A 24,586-nucleotide genomic window follows, 5' to 3' on the forward strand; every position below is an offset into this window, starting at 1 on the left:
CTGTCGGCCAACCATGCTCACCGTCGGACTTCACGTGAGAGTCGCGGAGGCCCGGGTACCCGGCCCGACGACCGTGCACGCAGCCTTCAGGGACGGGGTGAGGACGATGCCCGCCGGATCGAACCGCAAGCGGGAGCGCCAGTACGAGCACATCAAGAAGGGTGCCGAGGAGCACGGCTCCAGCGAGAGCCGGGCCAAGGAGATAGCCGCCCGGACGGTGAACAAGGAGCGCGCCCGCGCGGGTGAGGCGCGCACCGCGAGCCGGACCTCCACCGAGGACATCTCCTCGGCCCGGCGGGGCGGCAAGCGGTCGCACAGCGGACCGGGCGGCCCGACCAAGGAGCAGCTGTACGCGGAGGCGCGGCGACGCGGCGTCGAGGGCCGCTCCACGATGGACAAGGCCCAGCTCAAGCGCGCGCTGGGGCGCTGAGCGGCCCGGCGCCCGGCACCGGTCCGCGCCACGCCGCGCGGAGGCCGTACCCGGTTTCCGGGTACGGCCTCCGCGGCCTGTCCGCGGTCCGCGCACGCTCTTCCACGCACGAACCGGGCAGTGCGCGCCCGTACAGCCGACCGGTACAGCCGTACGGGCACTTCTCCGGCGGCCGGTCGCAGGACCGTCGGAGCCAAGCCGCCGGGTTACCAGGAACGGGGAAGGTAAGCCCGCGGAGTGCGGCGAATGTGCGGCGCGCCGGTACGGATTCGGCGGCCGGCGGCAAGGTCGGCGGCAGGTCGAGAGGGGTCCGGCGGTGATCCGGCCGCAAGATAACGGTTTTGTCTCGCCGAGGGCGGGCACAGTACCCCTCGTGCTTCAGACAGCAGGCACCCGCGAGAGCGACACGTTCGGTCGCTGCTCACCCGGGCTGTGTCTGCTCACGCGGTGTATCCGAGAATTGGACCACTGTGTGAAGGGAAGCGACACACATGACCCAGACTTCCGCCCGTACTCCGAAGCGCAAGCGGCACCCGCACGACGACGCCCCGGACACCGCGGAGGACTTCCGCCGGCTGGCCGCCATGCCCGAGGGCCGGGCCAAGGAAGAACTGCAGCGGCTCGTCGTCCAGGCCTGGATGCCCATGGCCCACCGCCTGGCCCGCCAGTTCCGCAACCGTGGCGAGGATCTGGAGGACCTCCAGCAGGTCGCCTCGCTGGGACTGGTCAAGGCGGTGAGCCGCTACGATCCGGCGCACGGCAGCGCCTTCGAGAGCTTCGCCGTCCCCACCATCGTCGGTGAGGTCAAGCGGCACTTCCGTGACCACATGTGGGGCCTGCACGTCCCCCGCCGGGTCCAGGAGCTGCGCAACCGCGTCCGCGGCAGCCTGCGTGAGCTGAGCGTCACCCTGGACGGCCGTACGCCGACGGGGGCGGAGGTCGCCGAGCACAGCGGCCTGACCGAGGAGGAGGTGGCCACAGGCATGGAGGCGCTGGAGAGCTACCGCGCACTGTCCCTGGACGCGCAGCTGCCCGGCTCCGAGGACGGCTACTCGCTGGCGGACACGCTCAGCGACCAGGAGTCCGGCTTCGACCTCGTCGTCTACCGCGAGGCGGTCAAGCCCCGGCTGCGTCGGCTGCCCGAGCGCGAGCGTCACATCCTCTACCTGCGCTTCTTCCACGACATGACGCAGGGGCGGATAGCCGAGCGGCTGGGCATCTCCCAGATGCACGTCTCCCGGCTCATCAGCCGCACCTGCGAGCGTATCCACGACGAGGTCGAGGCGGACATCGGCGCCGACGCGGTCAGTGCGGAGCGCCCGGTCCCCGCCGAGCGGCCGGTCGGCGCTGGCAGCCCCGCCCGCGCCGAGCACGCGGGGCTGCCCGCGCAGCGGCGGCGCTCCACCGTGAAGTGCGCCACGCGCCGCCACTGACCAGGCCGCGCCGCCATGGCGCCGGCCCCGGGGGGCAGGGACCGCGACGACGGGATCCGACGACAGGATCTAGAGGGAGTCGCGGTCCAGGTCCTCGGGGGCCAGGCGGGTGCGGACGACCTCGGCGGCCAGCTGGCGCAGCTTCACGTTGAGGTTCTGCGAGGCGCGCAGGAGCAGGTGGAACGCCTCCTGTGAGCCGAGCTTGTAGCGCTCCATCAGGATGCCCGTGGCCTCGCCGATGTGCTGGCGGCTGTCGACCGCTGAGTGGAGCGAGTCGACCAGGGCGGCGTGCGAGACGGCGATCGCCGCGTGCGCGCTGTAGACGGCGGCGGTCTGCAGGGCCGTGTCGTCGAAGGCGTGCGGGCGGAAGGCGTACAGGTTCAGCGTGCCCATCGCCCCGTGCTCTCCGGGCAGCGGGCAGACCAGTGCGGACCGCACCCCCGGCTCCCGGGCGTGTGCGGCGAAGCGCGGCCACCGCTGCTCGGTGGCCAGGTCGGTGATCCGCAGCACGGTTTTCCCCGTGACCGCGTCCAGGGCGGGGCCCTCGCCCAGGCTTCCCTGGACGCGGTCCAGTTCGCCCACCCGGTCGTCCGTCTGCGCCGGTATCTCGATCCCCTTCTTGCGTATGAAGGTCACACTCGCGTACTCGGCTCCCTCCACGGTGGCCGCCGCCAGCTCCACGACCTGCTGGAGTGTCTGCCCCACCGAGGGCTGCTGGTCCAATGCCTCGGCCAGCGAGGCGAACATCGCCGCGAGCCTCATAGGCTCGTAATCCGCCATCGCCACTTCACCACTCTTTCACCCGTCCGGCCCATTGTGTCCCCGCAGCCCAGGATGCTAGCCGGAAAGCCGGAGCGTGGTCGCCGCACGGGTGCCGCTCGGCCTGCCGGGACCCTCCGTCCGGCACACCAGCCCGGAATGCGGACGCCGACGCGTGCGGGTAGCTTGGGAAGGCGCTGGACCAAATCGGGCCAAACATCCACGGAATGCCTTGAGCAACTCGGTCAGCAGGCCATTTGCGAGGGGAGAGCCGAATCATGACCCCAGACGGTGCGCGCGCCAGGCGGGTGCGGCACTCGCATCACGACGCGCCCGACACCTCCGCCACCTTCGCGCGCATCGCGTCGATGGCGGACTCCCCGGAGAAGGAGGCGCTGCGCCAGGACGTGGTGCGCGCCTGGACCCCCATGGCACACCGGCTGGCCGGACGCTACCGGGACCGCGGTGAGGCCCTGGAGGATCTGCAGCAGACGGCCGCGCTCGGCCTGGTCAAGGCCGTGGCGCGGTACGACCCGGCCCGCGGCACGGCCTTCGAGAGCTACGCGGTGCCGACGATCGTCGGCGAGATCAAGCGGCACTTCCGGGACCACACCTGGGACCTGCACGTCCCGCGCCGCGTCCAGGACCTGCGCAACCAGGTACGGGCCAGCACCCGCGAACTGCTGCTCACCCGCGACGGCCGGGCGCCCTCGGTGGCCCAGATCGCCGCGCACAGCGGCCTGACCCCGGAGAACGTGCTGCTCGGCCTGGAGGCCATGGAGAGCTACAGCACACTCTCCCTGGACGCCGAACTGCCCGGCGCCGAGGACGGCTACACCCTCCAGGACACCCTGGGGCAGCCGGAGCCCGCATTCGATCTGATCGTCCGCCGGGAGTCCGTGCGCCCGCACCTGCGCAAGCTGCCCGAGCGGGAGCGGCGCATCCTCTACCTGCGGTTCTTCTGCGACATGACGCAGAGCCGCATCTCCGAGGAGATGGGCATCTCGCAGATGCACGTCTCGCGCCTGATCATCAAGTCCTGCGAGCAGATACACCGCCGCCTCGAGGCCGCGGCCCGCCAGCGCCAGCCGACCGCGTAGGCGCCGCCGGAGGCGGGCCGGGCGGACCTCCCGCGGCTTGGCCTCCAGCCCGTGGATCTTGCTGGTTCGGGCCCTCCGCCATGTCTGCCCGCTGCCCGATGAGCGCCCCCCGCCGGCACCCGGTCGGGCCTGGCGCCGCAGAAGCCGTTGACACCGCCTCCGGGACGGCCGAAGACGTACGCGATGCCCCGGGCGCGCAGCCGGGACAGCACGGGGGCGGCGGCTTTCTCAGCCATGGACGGGCTCCTCACGTGTGGGGCCGGCCGGCAGGGGTGGTGACCGTGGCCGGGCAGCCCGTCGAACACGGCGGAAACCACCGGGTGGACGGTGCTCCCTGCAATCGACCCGCCTCCTGGGTGCATACGTTCGGGAGTGCGGGGCATTCGGTGGTGCACCGCCGAAGAACGCGGCGGCCGCACCGTTCCTCTCATCCGGGAGGGCAGGAGGATGGCAACGACGCGGAACAAGGACGACGAGAGCGGAGAGAGCGTGCTCTCACTGGCGGAGGCGATGCACGAAGCCGCCGCGCAGCTCGCCCAATTGCTGCGCAGCGAGCCTGGATCGGTCTCCTCCATGAAATCCGTCGACGACGGATGGACCGCGGATGTGGAGATGGTGGAAGTCGAACGGATTCCGGACACCTCCAGCGTGATGGCGACCTACCGGGTACGCCTGGACGGGCAGGGAGCGCTGATCGGATACGAGCGCGTACGCCGTTACGCGAGGGGGCAGATCGACCGCCGTTGACGGTTCCCCCCTCCTTTCCCTTTCGCGCAGATCCGCTCGCAACGAAAGGATGACCAAGCATGAGTGTGGTACCCCAGACAAATGCCTCAAACGCCTCGGGAGGCGGTTCGGGCAACCTCTACGACGTCCTCGAACTCATTCTGGACCGGGGCCTCGTCATCGACGCCTTCGTACGGGTTTCGCTGGTCGGAATCGAGATACTGAAGATCGATGTCCGGGTCGTGGTCGCCAGCGTGGACACGTATCTCAAGTTCGCCGAGGCGTGCAACCGGCTGGACCTGGAATCGGGCCGGAAGGCGCCCTCGCAGCTGACCGACGTCATGGGAGAGGCGACCGAGAGCGGCGCCAAAGGAAAGTCCAAGGGAGCGCTGACGGGTGCGGTCGAGGCCTTCAGCGAATCCCTCCAGGGCAAGCGCGGCGAGGAGGAGCCCGCGGAGCGCGAGCCGAGGAAGTCCACCTCGTCCACGAGCAAGGGCCGCACCACGCGCCGTCGGGAGGACTAGCCGTGTCCACATACGTTTACGCGATCACCAGGGCGGGCCACCCGATGGCCCTGGAGGACCTCAAGGGCGTCGGTGACCCCGGTGGCGAACTGCGCACCTTGCGCACCAAGGAGCTGGGCGCGGTGGTCAGCGAGGCGCCGCAGGACCTCAAGGCCAAGCGGCGCGACCTGGCCGCCCATCAGCAGGTGCTGGAGCGGCTGATGCGCGACGGAGCGGCGTTGCCGATGCGCTTCGGGCTGGTGGGGCCGGACGACCAGCAGGTACTGGACGCACTCGAGGAGCACCGCGAGGCGTACAGCGAGCGGCTCGCGGACCTCGATGGGTGCGTGGAGTTCCATCTCAAGGTCGCCCGCGACGAGGAGGACCTGCTGCGGGAGATCGTCTCCGACTCCGAGGAGATCCGCCGGCTCAACGCCGTCACGCGGCAGGACCCCGCCGCGCACGACGACAAGGTCGCGCTCGGCGAACTGGTCTCCCAGGAGGTGCAGAACCGCCAGGACAGCGAGGCGGCGGCGCTGCTGACGCAGCTCGCCCGCCATGCCCGGCAGCACGTACTCGCCGAGCCGACGATGTCGCATTTCCTCAACGTCTCGTTTCTGGTCCAGCGCACGGAGACCGAGGAGTTGACGCAGGCGGTGGACGCCGAGTCGGCGAAACGGGGCGAGGCGTACACGCTGAGCCTGCACGGGCCGCTGCCGCCGTACAGCTTCGTGTGACGAAGAGCGGGAGATTCCCATGGGCCTCATCGGACAGATACTCACCCTGCCGCTGGCGCCCGTACGCGGCACCGGCTGGGTGATCGACCAGCTGCTGCTGACCGCCGAGCGCGAGTACTACGACCCGGCGCCGGTGCGCGCGGAACTCGCGGCGCTGGAACAGGAACTGCTCGACGGCACCATCGAGGAGGACGAGTTCGACCGCCGGGAGGACGAACTGCTCGAACGGATGGAGTGGCTGGAGAACGAGCAGCGGCGGCTGCGGGCACGTTCCTGAATTCCCCCGGCACAACCCCTGAAGTGTGGAGAGAGAGGTGTGAGAACAGTGATGTGCAATGCCAAGATCGGTGTCGCGCTCGTCGGAGGGTATTTCCTCGGGCGCACGAGAAAGGCCAAACTGGCCATCGGAATGGGCATGTTCCTCGCGGGGAAGAAACTCGACCCGCAGCAGCTCATGAAGACGGTGACGGACAATCCGCTGCTGAGCGGTCTGAGCGACCAGGTCCGCAAGGACCTCGTCGGCGCGACGACGACGGCCGCGGCCGGTGCCCTCACCAAACGGGCGGGCGGCCTGGCCGATTCGCTCCGCGAGCGCACCCTGGACCTGGACGAGCCGCAGGGCGGCGCGGAGGGTGCGGAGCGGGGCGAGGAGGAGGAAGAGAGCGCGGCCGGCGCGGACAGCGCGGACGGGTCGCCGCCGCCGCGCCGCCGGGCCTCGTCATCGTCGGCCGCCTCGGGGAAGGCGAAGGCGGGCAAGGCGGGCAAGGCAGGACAGTCGGGCAAGGCGGCGAAGCCGGCGGCCCGCAAGGCGGCCTCGTCCAGTGCCCGCAAGGCGGCCTCCGGTGCCAAGCGCGCCGCGAGCGGCAGTGGAGGCGGCAATGGCTGAATCGACGCTGAGCAGGTTCAAGGACGAGGTGGCGAACAGCCCGGCCACCGACCGGCTCAAGGAGGAACTGAGCCACTACCTCCAGGCGCGCGCCCAGCACGCGGTGACCGGTCTGGGCAGCAAGCTGGGGGAGACGGTCAGCAGGATGGGCGAGCCCGGACGGGCCGGGGGGATGGCCAAGAGCCTGGCGAAGGGCGGCGAGGCCCTCCGTGAAGGCGACTCCCCGGCGAAGGCGGCCATGGCCGTCGGCGCCTCCCAGCTCAAGGACACGGTCAAGGAGAAGGTCAAGGGCCTCTTCGGCAAGGGCGGTGGCCGGGGCAGGGGCGGCGGCGGAAAGTCCAAGAGCGTCACCCTCGTCGAGGACATCGACGTCGGCGTCCCGGTGCGCGAGGCGTACGACCAGTGGACGCAGTTCCAGGAGTTCAGCACGTTCGCCAAGGGCGTCGTCAGCGTGGAGAAGACCGACGACACCAGCAGCAACTGGAAGGTGAAGGTCGCCAAGTCCACCCGCAGCTGGCAGGCGAACGTCACCGAGCAGATCCCCGACGAGCGCATCACCTGGACCACGGAGGGCGCGAAGGGAACCGTCAAGGGGGTGGTGACCTTCCACGCCCTCACCGACGACCTGACGCGGGTGCTGCTGGTCATCGAGTACTTCCCCAAGGGCCTGTTCGAGAAGACCGGCAACATCTGGCGGGCCCAGGGACGCCGGGCCCGGCTGGACCTCAAGCTGTTCCGCAAGTTCCTCATGCTGCGCGGCGAGGCCACGGACGGCTGGCGCGGGGAGATCCGCGACGGCGAGGTCACGGTGGCGCACGAGGACGCGGTCGAGGAGGAGGAGCGCGCCCGGGCGGAGGCCGAGGAGGTGTCCGACGAGGCCGAGACGGACGAGGCCGAGGACGACGAAGCCGACGAGGCCGAAGCCGAGGCGGACGAGGACGAAGAGGACGAAGAGACGGACGAGGACGCGGTGCCCGAGGAGGACCTCGACGCGGAGGAGGACGAGCCGCTCGAGGACTCCGAGGACGACGCCGACGCCGACGAGGCGGAGGAAGCCGAGGACGACGAGCGGCTCGCCCGCCGCTGACGCGGCCGAGCACCGCAGGAAGGGGCGTACACACATGTCCGATTCAGTGGCCGGCCGCATGGCTTCGACCCGAGGGACGGCCCCTTACGACCGGCAGGGATCGTCGGCCAACCTCGCCGACATCCTGGAGCGTGTCCTGGACAAGGGCATCGTCATCGCCGGTGACATCCAGATCAACCTCCTCGACATCGAACTGCTGACCATCAAACTGCGGTTGCTGGTCGCCTCCGTCGACAAGGCGAAGGAGATGGGCATCGACTGGTGGGAGCACGACCCCTCGCTCTCCTCGCACGCCCGCCCCGCCGCCGCGAGCGGGTCCGCCGCCGGCAGCGCACGGCTCAGCGACGAGAACGCCCGGCTGCGGGCGGAGATCGCCGAACTGCGCGCCGCCGCGGCCCTCCCGGCCGCGGAGCCGGCCGAAGACACGCAGGGGAGGGACCGATGACCACGCAGCTGTGCTACCTGTACGCCGTCGGCCGCCGGCAGAGCCTGGAGGGCATGGCCCCCGTCGTCGCGGGCCAGGACGGCTCCGCGCTGCGTACGGTGTCCGCGGCCGGCCTGGGCGCGCTCGTCAGCACCGTGTCCGCCGCGAGCTTCGGCGAGGAGGGCCTGCGGGCGCAACTCGAGGACCTGGAGCGGCTGGAGGCCGTGGCCCGCTGCCACCACGGCGTCGTCGCCGCCGCGTACGAGCACGCCACCGTGCTCCCCATGCGGCTGGCGACCGTCTACCGGGACGACGCGGGCGTGGCCGCGATGCTCGCGGAGCACGCCGAGGACTTCTTCGGCCTGCTCGCCCGCCTGGAGGGCCACGTCGAATGGGGCGTCAAGATCTACGTCGACGCGGAGCAGGCCGTCTCCGTGCCCGAACAGCCCGGACCGCCCGCCGCCGAGAGCCCCGGCCGGGCGTACCTCCAGCGCCGCCAGGAGACGCGGCGGACGCGGCAGCGGATACACCGGGACGTGGCCGCGGTCGTCGAACGCGTCGCGGAGGCGGCCGGGACGGTGGCCGAGGCGCGGGTGTCCCACCGCCCGCAGCAGGGCGAACTGGCCACCGGGCTCGGCGAGAACGTCACCAACGACGGCTATCTGGTGCCTGTGGAGCGCGGCGAGGAGTTCCGCGAACTCGTCGCCCGCCAGGCCGAGGGCGTGCCCGGCGCCCGGATCGAACTGACCGGGCCGTGGGCCCCCTACTCGTTCGCGGTGCCCCGTGAACACTGAGCGCGGCGGGGCAGGCGGCGGCCAAGGCACGGGCGCGCGCACCGCGGACGGCTTCCCGTACGACCTGGCCGCCGCGCACGGAGCGGAGGCGCCGGAGCCGCTGGACGCGCTCGCCGGACGCCAGGTCGCGCTGATCGACCTGCTCGACCGGCTGCTCAGCGGCGGCGCCGTGCTCACCGGGGACCTCGTGCTGTCCATCGCCGACGTCGACCTGGTGCGCGTCAACCTCCGCGCCGTCATCCACTCGATCACACCGGACGACCCCGCGCCCTGGTGAGGCGACGGGGCGCGGGAGGAGAGGAGCGAACGTGCGGCCAGACGCACACGAGCGGTCACACCAGCGGTCACACGAGACGCCGCACGAGCACGGGGCGCCGCCCGCACGCGCGTCGGCGCCCGAACGTCCCGACGGCGGCGCGGGGCCCCGGCTGGACGAAGTCGCACGGGCCGCCGCCCACGCCTTCGACCTGCTGCCCGCCGGACCCGGCGAGGACCGCCCGGCAACGCCCGCGCAGCGGCTGCGGACCGACCCCGACACCGTGGAGCGCGACCTGATCAAGCTGGTGCTCACCGTTGTCGAACTGCTCCGCCAGTTGATGGAGCGCACGGCCCTGCACCGGGTCGACGAGGGCGACCTGAGCGGGGATCAGGAGGAGCGCATCGGCATGACGCTGATGATCCTGCACGACCGCATGAACGAACTCTGCGAGCGCTACGGGCTCTCCATGGCCGACCTCAACCTGGACCTCGGCCCCCTCGGCTCCCTCCTGCCGCCCGGCGGAGACGTGAAGTGACGGCACGTCAGGCACGGTGCGGGCCACGTCCGTCGGCCGACGGACGTTTCACCCGCCGCCGCCGGGCTACCCGGAGTCCATGGCTAAGGAAGAGACCAACGAGCGAACGACAGGCAACACGACCAACGGGACCACCGGCAGCATGACAAGGACCGCCGCGAAGACCGCGCCCAAGAAGGCCCGGCAGCAGGCCGGCGAGCAGGCCGAGCCGAAGTCGCCGCTCTCGTCGCTCCCGGCCGCCGAGGAGGCCCTCAAGGCCACCCTGCGCGCGCCGCAGGCCGCGGCCAGTGCCACCTGGGTGGCTGTCACGGCGCGGAAGGCGCTGGTCACCGGAGTGGGCGCGGCCGTGGTGACGGCCGGGGCCGTCTCCTTCCTGGTAGGCCGCCGCACTGCCATGAGCGGGGCCGGGCCGCTGACCCGGGCGACCGGCGGACGCATCTGAGGAGTCGGCCGCCACCTGACGGGGCCGCCCCGGGGAACGCGGGCGCCCCGGGGCGGCCCGCACGGACGGAACCCCCGCCTCACCCGAACAGGGCGAGGCGGGGGTTTCGTCGTGCGGCAGCCGGGATACCCGGCAGCCATGCGATCGGACGAAAAGGATGACGCGGAACCCCTGACCCCCGACCTGCCGCCCCTCGAGGACGCCCCCGATCTGGGGCCGACTCCCGAGGAGCAGGATGAGCGGAAGGACCCGGACGGGCGCCCGGACGACGGGACCCGCACGGGCAAGCGCCGCGTCGACGACCACCGGCCCGAGGAGGACGGCGCGCCCGAACCTCCCGACTGAGCGCTGTGCCCGGCCCGCCCGGCCCGGTGTGACCGCCTCGCGGCCGGGAGCCACGCCACCCCTGACGAAGCCGTCCCGCCCCCGGGCCCGTGAGGTGCACATGGAGATCGGCTACAAGCTCGCGTCCGAGGCGTTCGGCCCCGGCGAACTCATCCGCCAGGCCGTGCGGGCGGAGGCCGCCGGATTCGACTTCGTGGAGATCAGCGACCACTTCCACCCCTGGCTGGACGTCCAGGGGCACTCGTCCTTCACCTGGACCGTGCTGGGGGCGGTCGCGGCGCGTACCGAGGCGCTCGGGCTGGCGACCGGTGTCACCTGTCCGACCGTGCGCTACCACCCGGCCGTCATCGCGCAGGCGGCCGCGACCCTGGCGCTGGTCTCCGAGGGCCGGTTCGTCCTGGGGGTGGGCTCCGGGGAGCGGCTGAACGAGCACGTCGTGGGCCGCGGCTTCCCCGCGGTGCGCACCCGGCACGCGATGCTCCGCGAGGCGCTGGAGATCATCCGGCTGCTGTGGCGTGGCGGATACCGCTCGTACGACGGGAGGTACCTGCGGCTGGAGGACGCGCGGGTCTTCGACCTGCCGCCGGAGCCGCCGCTGATCGCCGTCGCCGCGAGCGGCCCGGCCTCGGCGCGCATCGCGGCTGAGCTGGGGGACGGTCTCTTCGTCACCGAGGCGAAGGCGGAGATCGTCCGCGACTACCGGCGGGCGGGCGGCACGGGCCCGGGCTACGCCGAGGTCCCCGTCGCCTGGGCGCCCGACGAGCAGACCGCGGAACGCGCCGCGCTGGACACCACGCGCTGGGCGGTCACCGGCTGGCACGTGATGAGCGAGCTGCCCAACCCGGTGAACTTCGAGGCCGCCACGGGCACCGTACGGGCCGAGGACATGCGCGCCGCCTTCGCCTGCGGCCCCGACCCCGCACGCTTCGTGGCCGCCGCACGGCGGTTCGCCGACGCGGGCTACGACCGGCTGGTGCTGATGAACGCCGGGCCGGACCCGGACGGCTTCCTCGACTTCTTCACGGACGCACTGCGGAAACCCCTGCGCGAGCTGACCCCGACGGCCACCGCGCCACCTGGGGCACGCTGAGCCTGCGGCCCCGCGGCCCCGCGGACTCCGCGCAACCCCTGCGGAACCCTAGGAGAGAGGCCCCGATCCATGCCGGAGACGCCGGAGACTCCTTCCGCGCTGGCGGACGAGGAACTGGCCGCGCTCGACGCTCACTGGCGCGCCGCCAACTACCTCGCCGTCGGCCAGATCTACCTGCTGGACAACCCGCTGCTGGCCGAACCGCTGCGCCCCCAGCACATCAAGCCCCGCCTGCTGGGCCACTGGGGCACCTCACCCGGTCTCAACCTCCTCCACACCCATCTCGACCGCGTCGTCAAGGACCGCGACCTGGACGCGATCTGCATCTGGGGGCCCGGCCACGGCGGCCCCGCCGTGCTGGCCAACTCCTGGCTGGACGGGAGCTACAGCGAGGTCTACCCGGACGTGAGCCGGGACGCCGAGGGCATGGCCCGGCTGTTCCGGCAGTTCTCCTTCCCCGGCGGGGTGCCCAGCCATGTCGCGCCCGAGACCCCCGGCTCCCTCCACGAAGGCGGCGAGCTGGGCTACTCGCTCTCGCACGCCTACGGCGCCGCGTTCGACAACCCCGGCCTGCTGGCCGCCTGTGTCATCGGCGACGGCGAGGCCGAAACCGGCCCGCTGGCGGCATCCTGGCACTCGAACAAGTTCCTCGACCCCGTGCACGACGGCGCGGTGCTCCCCGTTCTGCACCTGAACGGATACAAGATCGCCAACCCGGCCGTACTGGCCCGCCTCCCGTGGCCCGAACTGGCGGACTACCTGCGCGGCTGCGGCCACGAGCCGGTCCTGGTGGACGGCGACGACCCCGCCACGGTCCACCGCGCCCTGGCGGCGGCCCTGGACGACGCCCTGGACGCGATCGCCCTCATCCAGCACCGGGCCCGCGCCGAGGGCGTCCGCGAGCGCCCGCGCTGGCCGCTGATCGTCCTGCGTACGCCCAAGGGCTGGACGGGCCCGGCGGAGGTCGACGGAGTGCCGGTGGAGGGCACCTGGCGCGCGCACCAGGTGCCGCTCGCCGCCGTGCGCGAGGAGCCGGAGCATCTGCGGCTGCTGGAGCGCTGGCTGCGCTCCTACCGCCCGGACGAACTCTTCGACGGCCACGGCCGCCCGCGTCCGCGCGTCCTCGCCGCCGTCCCCGGGGGGGACCGCCGGCTCGGCGCGAACCCGCACGCCAACGGCGGGCGGCTGCTGCGGGACCTGCCCCTCCCGCCCCTGGACGACTTCGCCGCGCCGGTGGAACCCGGCAGGCCCGGGGCCACCTCGCACGAGCCGACCCGAGTCCTGGGCCGTCTGCTGGCGAGACTGATGGCCGACACGTCCGAGCGCCGCGACTTCCGGATCGTCGGCCCGGACGAGACGGAGTCCAACCGGCTCCAGGACGTCTACACCGCCAGCGGCAAGGCCTGGCAGGCGCGCGTACTGGAGGTGGACGAGAACCTGGACCGGCACGGCCGCGTGATGGAGATCCTCTCCGAACACACCTGCCAGGGCTGGCTGGAGGGCTATCTGCTCACCGGCCGGCACGGGCTGTTCTCCTGCTACGAGGCGTTCGCGCACCTCGTCGACTCCATGGTCAACCAGCACGTCAAGTGGCTGCGGGTCACCCGCGAACTGCCCTGGCGGCGGCCCGTCGCCTCGCTGAACTACCTGCTCACCTCGCACGTGTGGCGGCAGGACCACAACGGTTTCTCCCACCAGGACCCAGGCTTCGTCGACCACGTCCTCAACAAGGCGCCCGAGGTGGTACGGGTCTACCTGCCGCCGGACGCCAACAGCCTGCTGGCGGTGGCCGACCACGTGCTGCGCAGCCGCGACTACGTCAACGTCGTCGTCGCGGGCAAGCAGCCCGGCTTCGACTGGCTCACCCTCGACCAGGCCCGCGCGCACTGCGCCCGAGGAGCGGGCGTCTGGGAGTGGGCGGGCAGCGAGGACGGCACCCGGCCGCCCGACGTCGTCCTCGCGGCGGCGGGCGACGTGCCCACCCAGGAAGTACTGGCCGCCGCCATGCTGCTGCGCGCCCATCTGCCGCGGCTGGCCGTACGGGTGGTCAACGTCGTGGACCTGGCCCGGCTGCTGCCCCGGCGGGAGCACCCGCACGGCATGACCGGCGCGGAGTACGACGCGCTCTTCACCACCGACCAGCCTGTGATCTTCGCCTACCACGGCTACCCCTGGCTGATCCACCGCCTGGCCTACCGCCGCACCGGCCACGCCCACCTTCACGTACGCGGTTACAAGGAGATCGGCACCACGACCACGCCCTTCGACATGGTGGTGCGCAACGACCTCGACCGCTACCGCCTGGTGATGGACGTGATCGACCGGGTGCCCGGTCTCGCCGTGCGGGCCGCCGCCCTGCGCCAGACGATGGAGGACACGCGGCTGCGCCACCACGCGTGGATACGGGAACACGGCAGCGACCTCCCCGAGGTCGCCGACTGGGCCTGGATACCGCGCTGAGCGGCACCCGCCGCCCGCGACCGCTGCGCAGGGAGGAGCCACGATGGACATCCGCGGCCTGCTGCGACGCTGGCCCGTCTACCGCCAGCTGACCGGTGCCGACCCGCTGGGACGCGGCCAGGCTGTGACCTCGCCCCGCACCGGAGGGCTCAGGCCGCGCACCGGCACCGCCGATCGGGTGGTGCCGTCCGTCTGCCCCTACTGCGCGGTGGGCTGCGCCCAGCAGATCTACGTCAAGGACAACCGCGTCGTGCAGATCGAGGGGGACCCCGACTCCCCGGTCAGCCGCGGCAGACTCTGCCCCAAGGGCTCGGCCACCCTCCAGCTGACCACCGGCCCCGCCCGCCGCCATCAGGTGCTCCACCGGCGCCCGTACGCGAAGGACTGGGAGGTGCTGGATCTGGAGGCGGCCATGGACATGGTCGCCGAGCGGGTCCTCGCCACGCGCCGCGCGCACTGGCAGTGGGAGCACGAGGGTCTGCGGGTGGCCCGCACGCTGGGCATCGCGAGCCTGGGCGGCGCGACTCTCGACAACGAGGAGAACTACCTGATCAAGAAGCTCTTCACGGGCCTCGGCGTCGTACAGGTGGAGAACCAGGCGCGGGTGTGCCACAGCTCCACCGTCGCCGGGCTGGGCACCTCCTTCGGGCGGGGCGGCGCGACCACCTTCATGCAGGACCTCCAGCACTCGGACTGCATCGTCATCCAGGGGTCGAACTTCGCCGAGGCACACCCGGTCGGCTTCCAGTGGGTGATGGAGGCCAAGGCGCGCGGGGCGACCGTCATCCACGTCGACCCGCGTTTCACCCGCACCAGCGCGCTCGCCGACCTTCACGTGCCTCTGCGCGCCGGCTCCGACATCGCCTTCCTCGGCGGGATCATCCACCACGTCCTGGCCCACGACAAGGACTTCCGCCGTTACGTCCTCGCCTACACCAACGCCGCGACGCTGGTCGGCGAGGACTTCCGCGACACCGAGGACCTGGACGGCGTCTTCTCGGGGCTCGACGAGGAGCTGCACACGTACGACACCGGCAGCTGGCAGTACCAGGGCACCGACGTCCAGGCGTCCGCCGGCGACCGCGACACGCGGTACGAGCAGCGGGTGCGTGCGGCGCAAGGGCGGACTGCGGGGGAGCGGGCCGCCCAGGGCGCGGGCGCCGCCGAGACCCACGGGTCCGGCGGCCCGCGGGCGCACCCCGCCCCCGAACGTGACGAGACGCTGCGCCACCCGCGCTGCGTCTACCAGATCCTCAAGCGCCACTACGCGCGCTACACCCCGGAGCTGGTCGAGCAGGTCTGCGGTGTCCCGCAGGAGGCGTTCCTGCGGGTCTGCGACGCGCTCACCACCCACTCCGGCCCGGAGCGCACCAGCGCCTTCGTCTACGCGGTGGGCTGGACGCAGCACTCCACCGGCGCCCAGTACATCCGCGCCGCGAGCATCCTCCAGCTGCTGCTGGGCAACATCGGACGCCCCGGCGGGGGCATCCAGGCTCTGCGCGGCCACGCCTCCATCCAGGGTTCCAGCGACATCCCCACCCTCTTCAACCTGCTGCCCGGCTATCTGCCCATGCCGCACGCGCACGCGCACCAGGACCTCGACGCGTACGTGGCCGCCAGCCGTACGGAGAAGGGTTTCTGGGGCGAGATGCGGGCCTACTCCGTCAGCCTCCTCAAGTCCTACTACGGGGACGCCGCTCGCGCGGACAACGACTACTGCTTCGACCACCTGCCCCGGCTCACCGGTTCCCACAACACCTACGACACGGTGCTCGCCCAGCTCGACGGTGTCTGCAAGGGGTACTTCCTGATGGGGGAGAACCCGGCGGTCGGCTCCGCCAACACCCGGCTCCAGCGACTCGGGATGGCCGAGCTGGACTGGCTGGTGGTCCGCGACTTCTCGCTCATCGAGTCGGCGACCTGGTGGCGGGACGGGCCGGAGATCGAGTCGGGCGAGCTGCGCACCGAGGAGATCGGCACCGAGGTCTTCTTCTTCCCCGCCGCCGCGCACACCGAGAAGTCAGGCTCCTTCACCAACACCAACCGCTGGGTGCAGTGGCACCACGCCGCCGTGGAACCTTCCGGCGACGCCCGCAGCGACCTGTGGTTCACCTACCACCTCGGACGCCGGATCAAGGCGGCGCTGGCCGCGTCCACCGACCCCATGGACCGCCCCGTGCAGGACCTCACCTGGGACTATCCGGAAGAGGGAGAACTGCGCGAACCGGTGGCGGCGGCGGTGCTGGCGGAGATCAACGGCCGCGGCCGGGACGGAAGTCCGCTCAGCGCCTACACGCAGCTGCGGGACGACGGGTCCACCTCCTGCGGCTGCTGGATCTACTGCGGCGTCTTCGCCGACGGCGTCAACCAGGCCGCCCGGCGCACCCCGCACACCGAGCAGGAGTGGACCGCCCCCGAGTGGGCCTGGGCCTGGCCGGCCAACCGTCGCGTCCTGTACAACCGCGCCTCCGCCGCGCCCGACGGCACACCCTGGAGCGACCGCCGGGCGCTGGTGTGGTGGGACGCCGAGGCGGGTCGGTGGACCGGGCACGACGTGCCCGACTTCATCGCCGACCGCGCGCCGGACCACGTGCCGCCCGCGGGCGCCCGGGGGCCGGACGCGCTGCGCGGCGACGACCCGTTCATCATGCAGGCCGACGGCAAGGGCTGGCTGTTCACCCCCGCCGGGCTGGTGGACGGCCCGCTGCCCACCCACTACGAGCCGCAGGACTCCCCTTTCCCCAACGCGCTGCACCCGCGCCGCTCCCGCTCGCCGGTACGGCTGCTGCACTCGCGCCCGGGCAACCGCTACCACCCCAGCGGGGATGAACCGGGTGCGGAGGTCTACCCGTACATCGTGACCACCCACCGCCTCACCGAGCACTTCACGGCCGGCGGGATGAGCCGCTGGTCGCCGTACCTGGGCGAACTGCAACCGGAGTTCTTCTGCGAGGTCTCGCCCGCGCTCGCCGCCGAACGCGGGCTCGAGCACACCGGCTGGGCCACCATCGTCACCGCGCGCAACGCCGTCGAGGCCCGCGTGCTGGTCACCTCCCGGATCGCCGCACTCACCGTGCACGGCCGGACCGTGCACCAGATCGGGCTGCCCTTCCACTGGGGTCCCAACGGGGTGGTCACCGGCGACGCGGCGAACGAACTCGTCGCCATCGCCCTGGACCCCAACGCCCACATCCAGGAGGACAAGGCGCTGACCGCGGACATCCGCCCGGGCCGCCGCCCGCGCGGCGCTGACCTGGGCCGGCTGGTCGCCGACTACCGGCGGCGCGCGGGCATCACCGCCATGACAGGCAGGGAGACCACACCGTGACCGGCAACCTCCTCAGCGGCCCGGAGCCGGACCCCGCGGGCGACGCGGGCCACCCGGACCCGCCGCCCCGGGTCGGCTTCTTCACCGACACCTCCGTCTGCATCGGCTGCAAGGCGTGCGAAGTGGCCTGCAAGGAGTGGAACGCGCTGCCGGAGGACGGCCTCTCGCTGAGCGGCATGTCGTACGACAACACCGAGGCACTGGGCGCGTCCACCTGGCGGCACGTCGCCTTCATCGAACAGCCGGTCTCGCCGCAGGGGCGCACCGAACTGCCGCTGGCCGACCCGGAGTCGGCCCTGACGTCGGCCCCGGAGGCGGGCCCTGCGGCGGACGGCGTGCGCTGGCTGATGTCCTCGGACGTCTGCAAGCACTGCACCCACGCCGCCTGCCTGGACGTGTGTCCCACCGGTTCACTCTTCCGCACCGAGTTCGGCACGGTCGTGGTCCAGGAGGACATCTGCAACGGCTGCGGCTACTGCGTACCGGCCTGCCCGTACGGCGTCATCGAGCAACGCCCCACCGACGGGCGGGCATTCAAGTGCACCCTGTGCTACGACCGGCTGGGCGCCGGCCAAGAGCCCGCCTGCGCCAAGGCGTGCCCCACCGAGTCCATCCAGTTCGGCCCGCTGGAGGAACTGCGCGAGCGCGCCGCCCTGCGGGTCGATCAGCTCCAGGAGGCCGGCGTCACCGGTGCCCGGCTCTACGGGCACGACCCGCACGACGGCGTCGGCGGCGACGGCGCGTTCTTCCTGCTGCTGGACGAGCCCGCGGTCTACGGGCTGCCACCGGACCCCCAGGTCACCACCCGCGACCTGCCCGCCATGTGGCGGCACGCGGGCGCCGCCGCGCTGTCCCTGGTGGGCGGCGCGCTGCTGTCGTACAAGGCGCCCGCAGCTCTGCGGTCCGCCGCACGGGCCGTGCGCGCGGGGAGGGGAGCGGCATGACGGACGCTGGTGCCACGAGCCGGCCGGATCAGGGCGGACGCGGAGGACCGAACGAGGACGCCGGTCGCGGCGCGCGGCGTGGACGGCGCGGCTCCGGCGGGAAGCGCGGTGAGGAGCCGATGGTGCCCCGCGCCCAGTTCCAGGACTACTACGGGCGGCCGGTGATCAAGGCGCCGTCCTGGGCCGCCCGCGACATCGCCGGATACTTCTTCCTCGGCGGCCTCGCGGGCGCGGGCTCGGTGTTCGCCGCCGGCGCCCACCTCACCGGCCGCACCCGGACGGCGACCGCGCTGAAGGTCTCCTCTCTCGGCGGTGTCTCGCTGGCGACGGCCGCCCTCGTCAACGATCTGGGCAGACCCGCCCGGTTCGCCCACATGCTGCGGGTCTTCAAGCCCACCTCGCCGATGAGCGTGGGGTCCTGGCTGCTGGCGGCCTACGGACCGGCGGCCGCGGCAGCCGCCGCCAGCGCCGCCACCGGCCTGCTGCCACGGGCGGGCGCGGTGGCGACGGGCGCCGCCGCCCTGCTGGGGCCCGCGGTCGCCACCTACACCGCCGTCCTCGCGGCGGACACCGCCGTGCCGGCCTGGCACGGGGCACACCGTGAACTGCCCTACCTCTTCGCCGCCTCCGCCGCGGCCGCCGCCTCCGGCATGGCTCTGGCGGCCGGACCGCTGCGGGAGAACGCCCCCGCGCGGTGTGCCGCCGTGCTGGCCGCAGCCGCCGACACGGCGGCGGACCGGGCCGTCGAACGGCGCCTGGGCATGGTGGCCGAGACGCTCCGCACCGGCCGTGCGGGCAGGCTGCGCCGCGCGGCCCGGGTGCTGACCACGGCGGGCGCCGCCGGCGCGGCCCTGCTGGGGCACCGCAGCCGCCCCGCCGCGGTGGCGGGCGGACTGGCGCTGCTGGCGGGATCGGCGTGCACCCGGTTCGCCGTGTTCGCGGCGGGCGTCGCTTCGGCAGAGGACCCGGTGTACACCGTCGCGCCCCAGCAGGCCCGGCTGGCGGAACGGACGGGGTGAGGGACGGAGGGTGGCCGACGTGCCCGGGTGACCGCGCGGTCACCCGGGCGAGTGCGCGGCCCAGGTCAGCCCGGCGGGGCGGCGCCCCCGTCCCGGCGGTCCCCGCGAGCGGGCCCGTCGGTCTCCGTGGTCTCGGCCGCGCCTGGGGCCTCGGCGGCTTCCGCGGCTTCCGCGGCCTCCCTGGCCGGGTCGGCCGGGGTGTTCTGCGCGGTGAGGTCGTGCGGGCCCCGCCTGCCGTCGCCCCGTGGCGTCGGGGTGGGCACGGGCGCGTCGCGGTGCCGGTCGCCGGCCCGGTGCCGGGCCGGCGGCGGGGGTTCCGAAGGCCGCAGATCCCCCCTCCGGCGCAGGCGCGTGCCGTAGCCGACCGCCACGATCAGAGCCACGACGATCACCAGGCCGATCACCAGCGGCCCCACGCCGACCATCAGGTCGCGTGCGGCGGCGAAGGGCATTCGAGCGGGGTCCGCGGTTGCGGTGTCTGCTGCGCGTGCTGGGTACATGGCGCAACGGGTGCCCGCAGCGCCGGATGTCACTCGGCCGCGCACCCGCCGGTCCCGGGGCACGGTGCGACCCGCTGTCCCCGTCCGGTGACCTGGGGGAGTGCCGGGCCTCGTTCCGCGCGGCGGATGCATTCGTCGGGGATCGTGGGGCACCCGGGAGTGGACAGCGCCGCAGGTGACCCGAGAACAACCGGGAGTTTCCATGCAACTCGCACTTCTGCGGCCGGTCCTGGACCGGCCCGGCCCGTGGGCCTCCGTGTACGCGGACACCACGCACACGAGCGAGGACGCGGCCAAGCAGCGCGACCTCTCCGCCCGAGCCGCCGCCGACGAACTGGCCGCGCTCGGCGCGGACCGTGCCACCTGCGGCGCCGTGCACGACGCGCTGATGACCGACGTGCCCGTCGGCGGCCCCGGGAGGCGCAGCGGACGTGCGGTGCTCGCGACCGAGGGCACGGTGGTGATCGACACCCCGCTCGCCGGGCCGCCCACGCGGCCGTTCGCCGACTGGGCCGTCCTGCCGAGGACCGCTCCGCTGCTGCGGGGCGTCGGCGAGGACCCGCTGTGCCTGGTGGCGTACGTGGACCGCACGGGTGCCGACTTCGAACTGCGCGGCGACACCAGGCGGGAGGACGCCGGGCAGGTCCAGGGAGCCGACTGGCCCGTGCATCGCGTCCCGACGGCCGACTGGTCCGAGAAGCACTTCCACGCCAGGGTCGAGAACACCTGGGAGCAGAACGCGGGGGAGATCGCGGAGGCCGCCGCCGAAGCCTGTCGGCGCACGGGCGCCGACCTGCTGCTCCTGGCGGGCGACCCGCGCGAGCGCCGCGCCGTACGGGACCGGCTGCCCGCGCCGCTGGCCGCGGTCGCGGTCGAGAGCGAGCACGGGGGCCGGGCGCCGGGCTCGCGAAGCCCCCGGCTGGAGCGCGACATCGCGGAGGTGCGCGCGGTGCATGAGGCCGGCCGCACGGACGAGGTGGTGGACCGCTACCAGGCGGCGCGCGGGAACGGCGGCGCGAACGCGTCGACGGCCGCCGGGCTGCCCGCGCTGGTGGAAGCCGCGCGGGAGCACCGCATCTCGGCCCTCCTGCTGGCCCAGGACGGCCCGGACGTCGGCCGTACGGTGTGGGTCGGCCCCGATCCCGACCAGCTCGCGACGCGCCGTACGGAGCTGCGCTACCTGGGGGAGGCGCAGCCGATGACGGCGCGCGCGGACGACGCGCTGCTGCGTTCGGCTGCGGCCAACGGCGCCGAGGCCGTCATGGTGCCCGATCCGGCCCGGGCGCCGGACGGCGGGCTCGGCGCGCTGCTGCGCTGGCCCAGCCCCTGACCAGCAGCGGTCTATGCGGCGGTCCCGGCGGCGGCCGGCGGCGGCTCCCTGTCGGCGGCGGGGCCGCCGCATTGGGCCGCCCCAGCCGCCGCCCTCGCGGGCTCAGCCCGGCTGCCGCAGCCGGGAGCGGATGCCGCGGAAGTGCTCGCTGATCGCCTCGTGCAGCGCGGCCTCGTCCTTGGCGCGCAGGGCTTCGAGGATCTGCCGGTGCCGGCGCGCGGTCAGGGCGGCGGTGTCCGCGGCGCGCGGGAGGTCGGGGTCGAGCGCGTCGAAGACCTTCCAGAACACCTGGAGCAGGTCGAGCACCAGCTCGTTGTCCAGCGGGCGGTAGAGCGTCTCGTGGAACGCCCAGTCCAGCGCCGGGGTGTGCCGCCCCTCCTCGGCCTCCCGCTCCATCCCGGCGACCGCCTCGTCCAGCGCCGCGAAGTCGAGCAGGTCGTAGGCGCCCAGCACGCGGCCGACCAGCCCGGCTTCGAGCACCTCGCGGACTTCGAGCAGGTTGCGGATGTCGGCGTAGTCCCCGCGTACGGACAGCGCGCCGCGGAAGGACAGCCCCGCCTCCAGCGCGGAGAAGGGCACCGAGCCCACGTACGTGCCGTGGCCGTGGCGGATGTCGACGATGCCGACCGCCTCCAGGGCCTTCATCGCCTCGCGCAGCGGGTGCCTGCTCACCTCCAGCTGCCGCATCAACTCCGCCTCGGTGGGCAGCAGCGCGCCCGCCGCGAACCCCCGGTCGACGATCAGCTGCTTGATCGCCGCCTGGAGCGCGCGCTGGTTGGCTCGGGCGCCGCCGGCGGGCTTGCGTGTCGCCGAAGTACTCACGTTCCAGAGTCTAGTGCTGTGCCAGGCGGCATCCGCCGTGCTGCCACCCGCCTGACGCGGTACCCGCGGGGGAGTGCCCGGGAGGGGAACCGGGTGGAATTCCCGTGGGGCAAACGCTTGCGTGGCCGCCGCGGCCGACGGTAGCTTGCGCGGACATAGGACATCCTATGTCTCCCGTTACCGGAGGTCCCGCCCGTGGCAACCTCGGCGCCAGCCACCCCGCACTCCTTCCGCAGCCTCACCGGGGCGCAGCGCAAGGCGTTCTTCGCCGCCTGGCTCGGCTATCTGCTGGACGGATTCGACTTCGTCCTGATCACTCTCGTCCTCACGGAGATCGCGGACGACTTCGACATCAGCCTCACCAAGGCCGCCACCCTGGTCTCGGCCGCGTTCGTCTCCCGCTGGCTGGGCGGGCTGGTGCTGGGCGCGATCGGGGACCGGTACGGCCGCAAGCCCGCGATGCTGCTGGCCATCCTCGCCTTCTCGGTCGGCAGCGGCCTGTGCGGATTCGCCTGGGGCTACTGGTCGTTGTTCATCTTCCGCGCCATCGTCGGCATCGGCATGGCCGGGGAGTACGGCTCCAGCGCGACGTACGTCATGGAGTCCTGGCCCAAGTCGATGCGCAACCGGGCCACCGGCTTCCTGCTCTCCGCCTACCCGATCGGCACGGTGCTGGCCGCCCTCGCCTACGAGGTCATCGTGCCCGTGGCGGGCTGGCGCTGGCTGTTCTACGCGGGCATCGTCCCGATCGCGCTCACCCTCTACCTGCGGCGCGCGCTGCCCGAGGCGGCCGAGTGGCAGGCCGAGGTCGGCGACCGCCCGGAGGTCACCACCTCCTCGGTGCTGCTCGCCCCCCGCAGGAGAGTGGGCAACGGGGCGCTCGCGGTGCTCCTGTCGGCCGTGCTCGTGCTGCTCTTCAGCCAGAACGCGGGTGCCGCCGCGTGGCCGCTGGCCGGGGTGGCCGTGCTCTGCCTGATCGCCTTCACCGTCCAACTGGCCGGACGTCTCTGGCCGGTGATGCTGGCGATCATGGTCACGACGTTCTGCGCGTTCCTCTACTCCTGGCCCATCCAGTCGCTGCTGCCCACCTACCTCAAGACCGAACTCGGCTACGACGCGGGCCAGGTCTCGGACGCCCTGACCTGGGCCGGGCTCGGCTACGCGGCCGGGTCCTGCCTGGCCGGGGTCGTCGGTGACAAGCTGGGCACCCGGCGCACCTACGTCTTCGGCCTGTTCCTCTCCCTGGCGTTCGTCTTCCCCGTGTTCGCCCTGGACTCGGGCAACGTGGTGCTCCTGTGGCTGTTCCTGTTCGTGATGCAGGCGACCAGCCAGGGCATCTCCGGGCTGCTGCCCAAGTACATCGCCGACCACTTCCCCACCCGGGTACGGGCGGCCGGGCTCGGCTTCTCGTACAACGTCGGCGCGCTCGGCGGTGCCGTCGCACCGCTGGCCGGAGCCTCCATCGCGGAACGCACGGGCCTGGGCACCGCGCTCACCCTCCTCGCCGGGGTGCTCACCGCCGTGGTCGCGCTGATCATCGGCTTCAACCTGCCCGCCCGCATCGGACGCGCGCTGCGGATCGAGTCCGACGCGCCCGCGCTCGCCGCCGCCCCGAACACCCCCAAGGACACCCCCTCCGAAAGGACGGCCCCTCGTGGTCTCTGACTCCGCACTCTCCCTCGGCGGCGTGATCCCGCCGCTGGTCACCCCGACCGACGCCGCCGGGGAGATCGACCGCCGCTCCCTGGAGCGCCTGATCGGCTTCCAGCTCGGCGCGGGCGTGGACGGCGTCTTCCTCGCCGGATCGTCCGGCGAGGCCGCCCTGCTGGACTCCGGCCGGCTGCGTACGGTCACCGAGGTGGCCGTCGGCGCGGTGGCAGGCGCCGTGCCGGTGCTGGTGGGCGCCGTCGACACCGGGACCCGGCGGGTCATCGAGCACGCCCGGCTGGCGGCGGCGGCCGGCGCGGACGCGGTGGTGGTCACCGCGCCGTTCTACGTGGAGCCGCACCCGGCAGAGGTGGTGGAGCACTACCGGCGGGTGGCGGCGGCCGTCGACGTGCCCGTCATCGCGTACGACATCCCCGGAGCGGTGGGCACCCGCCTCACCCCCGCCATCGTCGCGGAACTGGCCGCCGAGAAACTGGTGATCGCCCTCAAGGACTCCAGCGGCGACCTGGCGCACTTCCGGGAGGTGCTCCGCCGCACCGGCACCGCGCTGCCCACGCTCACCGGTTCGGAACTGCTCGCGGACCTGGCGGTCACCCTCGGCGCGGCGGGGATCGTGCCCGGCCTGGGCAACGTCGACCCGCACGGCTACGTACGGCTGCACCGCGCCGCGCGGGAGGGCGACCTGGCCGCCGCCCGGGCCGAACAGGACCGGCTCGCTCGGCTGTTCCGGATCGTCGACGTCGCCGACCGCACCCGGATCGGGGCGACGGCGGCGGCGCTGGGCGCGTTCAAGGCGGCGCTCGCCCTGCGCGGTGTCCTCGCCGACCCGGCCACCCTCCCGCCGCTGCTGCCGCTGGACGCGGGGGAGCGGCGGGGCATCAAGGAGATCCTGGCCGAGGCGGGTCTTGGGGCGGTGGGCGGCTGAGGGGGCGGCCGGGGGCGGGCGCGGGCGGCGGGCGCGGTGG

At 73.0% G+C, this 24,586-nt stretch carries 26 protein-coding genes; 23 read left to right on the top strand and 3 right to left on the bottom strand.

What is annotated here, in order from left to right:
* Positions 1–106: 106 nt before the first annotated feature.
* Complete coding sequence (locus H299_RS0104425) at positions 107–430, top strand: hypothetical protein (protein WP_027747426.1); 324 nt, start codon at positions 107–109, stop codon at positions 428–430.
* Between the two features lie 491 nt (positions 431–921).
* Positions 922–1,863 carry a SigB/SigF/SigG family RNA polymerase sigma factor gene (locus H299_RS32130; protein ID WP_078512459.1) on the top strand — a complete coding sequence of 314 codons (942 nt, stop codon included), beginning with the start codon at positions 922–924 and terminating at the stop codon, positions 1,861–1,863.
* A 69-nt stretch (positions 1,864–1,932) separates the two neighbouring features.
* On the opposite strand, the gene H299_RS0104435 is transcribed toward H299_RS32130, so the two are convergent.
* A complete protein-coding gene (locus H299_RS0104435; RefSeq protein WP_078512460.1) occupies positions 1,933–2,643 on the bottom strand; it encodes a GAF and ANTAR domain-containing protein in 711 nt (236 codons plus the stop codon).
* 257 nt (positions 2,644–2,900) lie between these two features.
* On the opposite strand from H299_RS0104435, the gene H299_RS0104440 reads away from it, so the two are divergent.
* The 18 genes from H299_RS0104440 to nrfD all read left to right on the top strand — a co-directional run bounded on the left by H299_RS0104440 (position 2,901) and on the right by nrfD (position 19,301).
* Positions 2,901–3,722, top strand: a complete 822-nt coding sequence (locus H299_RS0104440) for a SigB/SigF/SigG family RNA polymerase sigma factor (RefSeq protein ID WP_027747428.1) — start codon at positions 2,901–2,903, stop codon at positions 3,720–3,722.
* 447 nt (positions 3,723–4,169) lie between these two features.
* Positions 4,170–4,469: a gas vesicle protein GvpO gene (locus H299_RS0104445; protein WP_027747429.1), complete on the top strand. Its 300-nt coding sequence runs from the start codon at positions 4,170–4,172 to the stop codon at positions 4,467–4,469.
* A 59-nt stretch (positions 4,470–4,528) separates the two neighbouring features.
* Positions 4,529–4,972, top strand: a complete 444-nt coding sequence (locus H299_RS0104450; RefSeq protein ID WP_027747430.1) for a gas vesicle structural protein GvpA — start codon at positions 4,529–4,531, stop codon at positions 4,970–4,972.
* 2 nt (positions 4,973–4,974) lie between these two features.
* Positions 4,975–5,688, top strand: coding sequence for a GvpL/GvpF family gas vesicle protein (locus H299_RS0104455; protein WP_027747431.1), 714 nt, complete (start codon positions 4,975–4,977; stop codon positions 5,686–5,688).
* Positions 5,689–5,707: 19 nt separating this feature from the next.
* On the top strand, positions 5,708–5,965 hold the full coding sequence (locus H299_RS0104460) for a gas vesicle protein GvpG (RefSeq protein WP_027747432.1): 258 nt from the start codon (positions 5,708–5,710) through the stop codon (positions 5,963–5,965).
* Between the two features lie 51 nt (positions 5,966–6,016).
* Positions 6,017–6,574, top strand: a complete 558-nt coding sequence (locus tag H299_RS0104465) for a hypothetical protein (protein ID WP_486587145.1) — start codon at positions 6,017–6,019, stop codon at positions 6,572–6,574.
* Positions 6,567–7,661, top strand: coding sequence for an SRPBCC family protein (locus tag H299_RS0104470; RefSeq protein ID WP_027747434.1), 1,095 nt, complete (start codon positions 6,567–6,569; stop codon positions 7,659–7,661). The genes H299_RS0104465 and H299_RS0104470 overlap by 8 nt, the downstream gene beginning before the upstream one ends.
* Before the next feature lie 34 nt (positions 7,662–7,695).
* Positions 7,696–8,106 carry a gas vesicle protein gene (locus H299_RS0104475; RefSeq protein WP_027747435.1) on the top strand — a complete coding sequence of 137 codons (411 nt, stop codon included), beginning with the start codon at positions 7,696–7,698 and terminating at the stop codon, positions 8,104–8,106.
* Positions 8,103–8,879: a GvpL/GvpF family gas vesicle protein gene (locus H299_RS0104480; RefSeq protein ID WP_027747436.1), complete on the top strand. Its 777-nt coding sequence runs from the start codon at positions 8,103–8,105 to the stop codon at positions 8,877–8,879. The genes H299_RS0104475 and H299_RS0104480 overlap by 4 nt, the downstream gene beginning before the upstream one ends.
* Positions 8,880–8,943: 64 nt before the next feature.
* Positions 8,944–9,156, top strand: a complete 213-nt coding sequence (locus H299_RS0104485; protein WP_037757893.1) for a gas vesicle protein — start codon at positions 8,944–8,946, stop codon at positions 9,154–9,156.
* Between the two features lie 151 nt (positions 9,157–9,307).
* Complete coding sequence (locus H299_RS32135) at positions 9,308–9,673, top strand: gas vesicle protein K (protein WP_037757894.1); 366 nt, start codon at positions 9,308–9,310, stop codon at positions 9,671–9,673.
* Between the two features lie 79 nt (positions 9,674–9,752).
* A complete protein-coding gene (locus tag H299_RS32140; protein WP_158692265.1) occupies positions 9,753–10,115 on the top strand; it encodes a hypothetical protein in 363 nt (120 codons plus the stop codon).
* A 138-nt stretch (positions 10,116–10,253) separates the two neighbouring features.
* Entirely contained in the window at positions 10,254–10,460 is a 207-nt protein-coding gene (locus H299_RS0104500; protein WP_027747438.1) for a hypothetical protein, read from the top strand.
* Between the two features lie 100 nt (positions 10,461–10,560).
* Positions 10,561–11,550, top strand: a complete 990-nt coding sequence (locus H299_RS0104505) for a TIGR03557 family F420-dependent LLM class oxidoreductase (protein WP_027747439.1) — start codon at positions 10,561–10,563, stop codon at positions 11,548–11,550.
* Positions 11,551–11,619: 69 nt separating this feature from the next.
* Positions 11,620–14,010, top strand: a complete 2,391-nt coding sequence (locus H299_RS0104510; RefSeq protein ID WP_027747440.1) for a phosphoketolase family protein — start codon at positions 11,620–11,622, stop codon at positions 14,008–14,010.
* A 43-nt stretch (positions 14,011–14,053) separates the two neighbouring features.
* The gene (gene fdh / locus H299_RS0104515; protein WP_027747441.1) at positions 14,054–17,338 is read left to right on the top strand and encodes a formate dehydrogenase; all 3,285 of its coding nucleotides are present in this window, start codon (positions 14,054–14,056) and stop codon (positions 17,336–17,338) included.
* Positions 17,335–18,282, top strand: coding sequence for a 4Fe-4S dicluster domain-containing protein (locus H299_RS0104520; protein WP_027747442.1), 948 nt, complete (start codon positions 17,335–17,337; stop codon positions 18,280–18,282). Before fdh ends, H299_RS0104520 begins: the two co-directional genes overlap by 4 nt.
* Before the next feature lie 119 nt (positions 18,283–18,401).
* Complete coding sequence (gene nrfD / locus H299_RS0104525; protein WP_027747443.1) at positions 18,402–19,301, top strand: NrfD/PsrC family molybdoenzyme membrane anchor subunit; 900 nt, start codon at positions 18,402–18,404, stop codon at positions 19,299–19,301.
* A gap of 65 nt (positions 19,302–19,366) precedes the next feature.
* On the opposite strand, the gene H299_RS37335 is transcribed toward nrfD, so the two are convergent.
* Entirely contained in the window at positions 19,367–19,753 is a 387-nt protein-coding gene (locus tag H299_RS37335) for a DUF6479 family protein (RefSeq protein WP_051262119.1), read from the bottom strand.
* Between the two features lie 250 nt (positions 19,754–20,003).
* Here H299_RS37335 and H299_RS0104535 point away from each other — a divergent pair, with 250 nt between their 5' ends.
* Positions 20,004–21,131 (top strand): baeRF2 domain-containing protein, encoded by a 1,128-nt coding sequence (locus H299_RS0104535; RefSeq protein ID WP_027747444.1) that lies wholly within the window; start codon positions 20,004–20,006, stop codon positions 21,129–21,131.
* A gap of 102 nt (positions 21,132–21,233) precedes the next feature.
* Here H299_RS0104535 and H299_RS0104540 read toward each other — a convergent pair whose 3' ends face one another.
* Entirely contained in the window at positions 21,234–21,953 is a 720-nt protein-coding gene (locus H299_RS0104540) for a FadR/GntR family transcriptional regulator (protein WP_027747445.1), read from the bottom strand.
* Positions 21,954–22,148: 195 nt separating this feature from the next.
* Between H299_RS0104540 and H299_RS32150 the strand changes: the two genes are divergently transcribed.
* A complete protein-coding gene (locus tag H299_RS32150; RefSeq protein WP_051262120.1) occupies positions 22,149–23,618 on the top strand; it encodes an MFS transporter in 1,470 nt (489 codons plus the stop codon).
* Positions 23,608–24,546, top strand: a complete 939-nt coding sequence (locus H299_RS0104550) for a dihydrodipicolinate synthase family protein (protein WP_027747446.1) — start codon at positions 23,608–23,610, stop codon at positions 24,544–24,546. The genes H299_RS32150 and H299_RS0104550 overlap by 11 nt, the downstream gene beginning before the upstream one ends.
* The last annotated feature ends 40 nt before the right edge of the window (positions 24,547–24,586 follow it).

It is taken from the genome of Streptomyces sp. CNH287 (assembly GCF_000424825.1).